A 6,041-nucleotide genomic window follows, 5' to 3' on the forward strand; every position below is an offset into this window, starting at 1 on the left:
GAACACCTCCTTCTTTTAAATTTCATTTTATATCGCACTGAGTGTATCAATAAATTTTTCAAATCTTGTTCGTTTTATCTGTACACGATTCCCATTCCAAAGCAAATACTCTGCATTTGGATTGTCACTGACTAACTTACGAAGCTTTCCTTCTCCAATACGAAAATAGGATGCTGCCTCTTCAATGGATAATGTATACTTCTTCCAATAAGGTATATCATAACTTGTCATTTGTATGCCTCCTTCTATTATCTTTGTTTTTGACATTGGCGGCTGGCAAAGGTATCTATAAAGACTGCCAATGCCAAAGTAGTTTTTTGCCAATGTCATTCTTTATTCTGTGATTAATGCAACTGTTTTTCTTCCCTGACACCAGTCGTAGCTCAATCTGTTTTCCAGCTGCTTTCTTGCATCTCTTCCTGTTCTGGAAGAAATCCCATAGGCTAGTAGTTCTGCCTCTAATTCTTCTAAACACATTACTTTCCGTTTGGTTAATAACTCCAGGATCAATTTCTGTGCCTTTTCCAGTTTCGTTTCCTTTTTCGTTCCTGCTTTCCCCATCAGCAGATCTTCAATGGATATATCGTATTCTCCTAACCATTTTAAGCCTTCTTCTCCTAAAGAAAACGCTACCGGATTTTCCTTCTTAGCAAGAGAATCCTTTTGCTGATATACCACTCGGACATCCTGTTCCTTCTCTTTTTCCACCTTTTCTACAAATAAGATGCTTCGTACTGCCGCTGCGATATCAATGGATCCCAGGGAACGGTAATCGCTCTGACTTCCCGATGACTTATTCAAATGTCCAATGAGAACAATGGCACATCCAGTTCTCTCTGCAATCGTACTGAGATGTCGAAATAAGGGACGGATCTCATTAGCCCGGTTCATATCCACATTGGCTCCCAGATAAGCCTGTATGGGATCCATGATCATGAGGCGTACATTGTTCTGGCGGATGGCTTTTTCAATCCGATCGTCCGTCATAGAAAGCTGTTTTTCATCTTCATTGATAAATCGCACCCTTGTCATATCTGCACCACATTTTGCTAATCTAGGCTTAATAGTATCTGCAATCCCATCCTCTGCTGTTTGATACAACACATTAAAGGGTTCTATCGGAAGTGCATTGGGAAGTTCCTTTCCGTTGGTACAGTATGCAGCGATCGCCATTGCAAGCCATGTTTTTCCTTTTCCCGGATTCCCTTGGATCAAAGTAACCTTTCCAAAGGGAATGAAGGGATACCATAACCACTGGACCACCGTTTCCTCAACCTCCGACATTTTCATGACCGGAACTGGTTTTTCCCTGGCATCTCTCCAACACATCTGCTTTGCCATATTTTCTACCGGAACTTCTGCTACCAGACATTCATTCCAGTCTTTCTTCACCGGTTCTAATCGGTACACACTCAGTTCCTCCTGAATAAGAGAAACAAACTGCCTGCATCTCTCATTTCCAGGCTCATCATTATCCATACACAAGTAGATGGAATGGATATGAGGATATTCTGTATACATCCGTTTCATTGCTTTTTCACTCAATCCTCCCAGGGAAATATAACTATGCTTTTCCCATTCTTCTGGAACTGCAGTGATATAAGACAAAAGATCAATGGGAGATTCAAACACAAACAGTTTTTCATCCGTTCCTATATGGCCAAATCCATAGGCTTTTTCCGAACCTCTTGCCTCCCCACGATATTTGTTCTCATCAGTTCCACGCATAGCTGCATATCTGGGATTCTGTTCTTTATCTCTTCCAACGAACACCACATTGTGATAGTTTTTACTTTCATAAATATCCCCCTTTTCAATCATCTGATTTACCAGTTGTTCCGATAGTTTTCTCTGTTCAATGAGATACTTCCTTGCAATCTCACAGCTTTCATTTCTTTCTGGCAGTTCCAATCCAGGCAAGGGGATGGGGCAGACCTTCTGTCTGCCTGCATCTTCCTTCGCCGTTCTTCTATCGGTTTCTCTTTCTTCTCCTAATAATTCTTTGACTGCCTCTGCAAAAGAAAGACCGTAGAATTCTTTCATAAAATCAATGGCATGACCGCCTTTATTCTGACTAAAACGATACCATTCGTTCTTGTTGATCATCACACTGTCATGTCGTAACCACCGGTATTCTTTTCCACATCGTTTGAACTGTTCTCCTCTCCCAGAAAGAAAAACATATAAATCGGTATCATCTGCTCTTTGGATTTGTTCTCTTGTATATTCTTCCATCTTCTAAAATTCCTCCTATAATTCCATTCCATGATGTTTCTTCTTTCGTTTCATGGTTCTCACTGCTTCTTTTGTTTCTGTGGATTGCTCCCGTTTGTTTGTTTCTGGAAGAGAGACACCTTCTCCTTCCTCTGCCATCAAAGCTTCCACATGATTTTTGATTCCCTCATACTTTCGTAACATGGCATGGATCCGTTTATCTTCTTTTCGTAAAGCAGCTATCTCTTCTGATAAACGAGCGGCTTCTCGTTTCCATTGTCCTTCCGGAATCTTCCCACTTGGGTCTAGATTTTCTTTTAAGATTCTTTCCGAACGATAATATCCGCTAAGTTCTTTCTTATGTTCCTCTTTGAATTTTTCCCTGCCAAAATATTTGTTCTTTAATTCCAGATAAACAGGTCTCGTTTCAAAATACTCTTTCATTGCATAAAGGTTGACATTGACCCTTTGTAAAGCAGCCAGTTGTTTTTTCAACCTCTGGCTCACTTCCTTCAGCTGAGTATCGAATTCCTGGATTTTCTCTGTCAGCTGTTCTGGGGTTCTCACATCCTGCTCTTCCAGAAAGCGGATCGTCTCTGCAAATTGTTTCAGATTTGTATTCTTCGCCTTTTGTGTTCCATAAGCGTAGGATTCTGCGACTGCATTTCTCTTGTCATAATAGTTTCTTAGATAATCCGCTAAAGTTGGCTGATGTAAGAACAGCATCCGTTCCATCAACTGGCTTTGTCGAAACAACGACCATTGAAGAAGATTCTTTGCCCGTTCTTTCATATCATTCAAGGCACGGATAAGTCGGTTTAAACTTCCCAGTGCAGTTGAAATTCCTCTTGCTTCCATTGCCTGTACGTTCGGTCCTTCATGCACCATCGGGATCTTATCAATCCCCCGTTCCTCATAAGATCTGGCATCGACTCTTTCTGTAAGTCCTTTTTCTTCATACAGTTCGTTACACATCCTCGCCCAGGCACTTCTCAATTCTTCCAAGGTTTCTTTCCTACTCCAATCCGTTGTATGTACCGCCCGAAATATCGGCTGTCCTTTCTGATTCAAAACCGGCTGTCCATCCGGTGTTAATACTGGAATCTTTTTTTGTTTTTGTCCCCAGGTACCATCTTCCTGTAAAGGACGGATGGGAACCATGATGTGCATATGGGGATTGGGGATTTTATCCTTTGCCTTCTTCGGATCATGGATCGCTAGATCTGCGATCATCCCTCTTGCGACTAACTGTTCTTCTACGAATCTTCTTGCAAGCTCAATATTTTCTTCCATAGAAAACTCATTCATCAAGGCAATATCAAAGCTGTGTGCCAGCTGTGCTTTCTTATTTCCTTCGATCCATTCCACCTCATTCCAAAGTATCTCCCTGTCTTTGAATCTCTCCGGAGCCTGTTGGGGAAGATGGATCTCCGCTAATACCACACCGCCTTTTCTCGTATAATCACTTACTTCTCCATAATACGTACATTCCAGTTTTGTACCAGCCCGATAGGCAGCACTGGCAATGGCAGACTGTCCTTTTCCTCTGGACAATTGATTCAGATGAAAGTGATAACATCCCATCTTACTCATCTCCCTGTGGCAGTTCACCTCGCTGCATCGCCTTTAATAGTGCTTCCTCTTCTTCTAATTCTCGTTCTTTTGCTTCTGCAGTTTCCGCCCGTCCACGAACCATTTCATGAACGACATCACAAAACTTACAAGCGGGATCATGAAGAAGTTCATCTATCAGCTGATAAAATTCCGCCTCTGTCAGATATTTGGTATCTTTACAGATAGCTTCTATGGCTGCTCCTTTCTGGATCAACAGATGAGTTCGTGCCTTTCGTTTTTTCTTTTTCTGTGTATCCAGATAGTTCAAGGATCTCTGGATCCTGTGCTCTGCCTGTTCCTTCTCAAGCTTTGCCTGTTTCAATGCAGCTTCTGTTTTTTCAATCTCATAAAGTGCTTCCTTCGTATATTCCTGAAATGTTTTTTTCTTCGCCATATCATTTTTCCTCCTTTTCAATTCTCCCTTTTTCTCTGTTACGGGATAGGCATTTCTGCCGGAAGGGAAACCCTTCTTCGGATGGATCATCCGCAAACACTTTCGGAATTTCCCTTCAGAAAGATGCTACTTCCGTAGGACGCACATACCTTTTAAGGTATATAAGTGCGCTCTTCTGCTTTCAGCATCCGAGTTTTTCTTACTCAAACGGAAGTTCTTCTCCGTCTGGAAGATGCATAAATCCATCTGGATCGGTATCTTCTTTCTTTTCTGATCCTGACAGTTTCTTCCCTTCTGCGAAATAATGTTCTTCTACAATCACGTTGGTGGCATAAACTTTATTCCCCTCCTGATTCACATAGCTTCCTGTCTGGATCCGTCCGCTTACTAAAATCTTCAACCCTTTTTTCAGATATTTTTCTGCAAACTCAGCATTCTTCCCAAAGGTAACACAAGAAATAAAATCTGTTTCTGCCTTTCCATCCTTTCGATATCGTCTGTCTACTGCCAGCGTGTATCGTGCCATTGCAGTACTGTTTTCATTCTGGAAATATTTCACCTCCGGATCTTTTGTCAGTCTTCCCATTAAGATTGTTTTATTCATGTAGTTTCTCCTTTCCCTTTTCGTTTTTTGTTTGTTCTTGAATCAGGCCCGATTCTTTTAAGGCAAATGTAATTTGTGCCTCATATATCAGAACGTAGAGAGGGCTTTTTACAAATAAAAAATGAATTTTATTTTTTTGCTCTCATATAACGAAAGGTTCAGAGGGGAAAATACAGGGTGGAAAAGGAAATTTTTTATTTTTCTGCACAAAAAATACCCCTATGACTTCAAAATTGAAATCATAGGGGCATTTAGTTCAACCTACTCAGTAGGGTGTTTTATATTTTCTTTTATACATGTTATTACAGTGTTTTTCGGTTCGACAAGCTGAAATTGTTATTCATCTTTTGTTTTTTTCTTATAAACAATTGTTCCAACAGAACTTCCAAGACATATGCCAATTGCTATGCCTAACGCAAGATTATCTAAAATAATTCCGAATACTACACCTAAACATAACCCGACTGAAATTCCATTTCCAAAATAATTTTTTTATCCTTCATCATAATACCTCCTGCAAAGTCAACTTTTTATTATTCATCAAAATAGAATAATTCCTCAAATTTTTTATCAAGTGCTATACATATAATCAATGCTAATTTCGCCGTTGGATTAAATTGTCCTGTTTCAATAGAACTAATTGTATTTCGGGATACCCCAACCATTTCTGCTAATGCCGATTGCGAGAGTTTTTTTTCTGTTCTTGCACGCTTTAAATTATTTTTTAATACCAATTTATCATCCATTAGAATAACCCCATACAAAATTTATAAAAAAAGTAAACTGCCAATAGTAAAAATACAACACCGCAAATTATACTCCATTTCTTCTTAAGTTTAATCCCTTCATAGGTAAATCCCAATCCTGATGTACAAAACAAAATAGAAATTATATCTGCCGGAGACTCCATACAAAATAGTTTAATGAACATTATAATAATGCCTAAAACAGTAAGCCCCCAAAGAGAAAAAGCATCTCGTTTTGTACGCACACTCTTTTCACGTTCATCTCCATAAATATTTTCTTTTTTACTTCTAGCTAAAATTTCTTCCTTATTCATTGATATTCCCCTTTCTTAAATGCCAAGTTTTATTTACATTCATAATATACCACTACCAAGTTTACTTGTCAATTATTTCCCAAGTTTTCTTTGCATTAAATCAATGAATATAGAAGCAAGAGAAAATACTTACTTTCATAATTTTAAATTTTCTT

7 protein-coding genes are annotated in these 6,041 nt (G+C 39.3%); all 7 read right to left on the reverse strand.

What is annotated here, in order from left to right:
• Positions 1–27 precede the first annotated feature (27 nt).
• Positions 28–231 (reverse strand): excisionase, encoded by a 204-nt coding sequence (locus tag ACYPXO_RS04500; protein WP_009243293.1) that lies wholly within the window; start codon positions 229–231, stop codon positions 28–30.
• A 102-nt stretch (positions 232–333) separates the two neighbouring features.
• Positions 334–2,235 (reverse strand): AAA family ATPase, encoded by a 1,902-nt coding sequence (locus ACYPXO_RS04505; RefSeq protein ID WP_459639464.1) that lies wholly within the window; start codon positions 2,233–2,235, stop codon positions 334–336.
• A gap of 15 nt (positions 2,236–2,250) precedes the next feature.
• Complete coding sequence (gene mobQ, locus ACYPXO_RS04510; protein WP_459639465.1) at positions 2,251–3,798, reverse strand: MobQ family relaxase; 1,548 nt, start codon at positions 3,796–3,798, stop codon at positions 2,251–2,253.
• Between the two features lies 1 nt (position 3,799).
• A complete protein-coding gene (locus ACYPXO_RS04515) occupies positions 3,800–4,222 on the reverse strand; it encodes a DUF3847 domain-containing protein (protein ID WP_173815625.1) in 423 nt (140 codons plus the stop codon).
• Between the two features lie 199 nt (positions 4,223–4,421).
• Complete coding sequence (locus ACYPXO_RS04520) at positions 4,422–4,826, reverse strand: single-stranded DNA-binding protein (RefSeq protein ID WP_117861665.1); 405 nt, start codon at positions 4,824–4,826, stop codon at positions 4,422–4,424.
• Positions 4,827–5,359: 533 nt separating this feature from the next.
• Entirely contained in the window at positions 5,360–5,572 is a 213-nt protein-coding gene (locus ACYPXO_RS04525) for a helix-turn-helix transcriptional regulator (protein WP_111918947.1), read from the reverse strand.
• Positions 5,572–5,886 carry a DUF6442 family protein gene (locus ACYPXO_RS04530; protein WP_111918945.1) on the reverse strand — a complete coding sequence of 105 codons (315 nt, stop codon included), beginning with the start codon at positions 5,884–5,886 and terminating at the stop codon, positions 5,572–5,574. Before ACYPXO_RS04530 ends, ACYPXO_RS04525 begins: the two co-directional genes overlap by 1 nt.
• Positions 5,887–6,041 lie beyond the last annotated feature (155 nt).

The sequence above is a fragment of the Faecalimonas canis genome (genome assembly GCF_054601575.1).

What these genes read in the sequence shown, in the direction of transcription:
- ACYPXO_RS04500 (WP_009243293.1), bottom strand. Translation starts at nt 231, where the DNA reads ATGACAAGTTATGATATACCTTATTGGAAGAAGTATACATTATCCATT.
- ACYPXO_RS04505 (WP_459639464.1), bottom strand. Translation starts at nt 2,235, where the DNA reads ATGGAAGAATATACAAGAGAACAAATCCAAAGAGCAGATGATACCGAT.
- mobQ (WP_459639465.1), bottom strand. Translation starts at nt 3,798, where the DNA reads ATGGGATGTTATCACTTTCATCTGAATCAATTGTCCAGAGGAAAAGGA.
- ACYPXO_RS04515 (WP_173815625.1), bottom strand. Translation starts at nt 4,222, where the DNA reads ATGGCGAAGAAAAAAACATTTCAGGAATATACGAAGGAAGCACTTTAT.
- ACYPXO_RS04520 (WP_117861665.1), bottom strand. Translation starts at nt 4,826, where the DNA reads ATGAATAAAACAATCTTAATGGGAAGACTGACAAAAGATCCGGAGGTG.
- ACYPXO_RS04525 (WP_111918947.1), bottom strand. Translation starts at nt 5,572, where the DNA reads ATGGATGATAAATTGGTATTAAAAAATAATTTAAAGCGTGCAAGAACA.
- ACYPXO_RS04530 (WP_111918945.1), bottom strand. Translation starts at nt 5,886, where the DNA reads ATGAATAAGGAAGAAATTTTAGCTAGAAGTAAAAAAGAAAATATTTAT.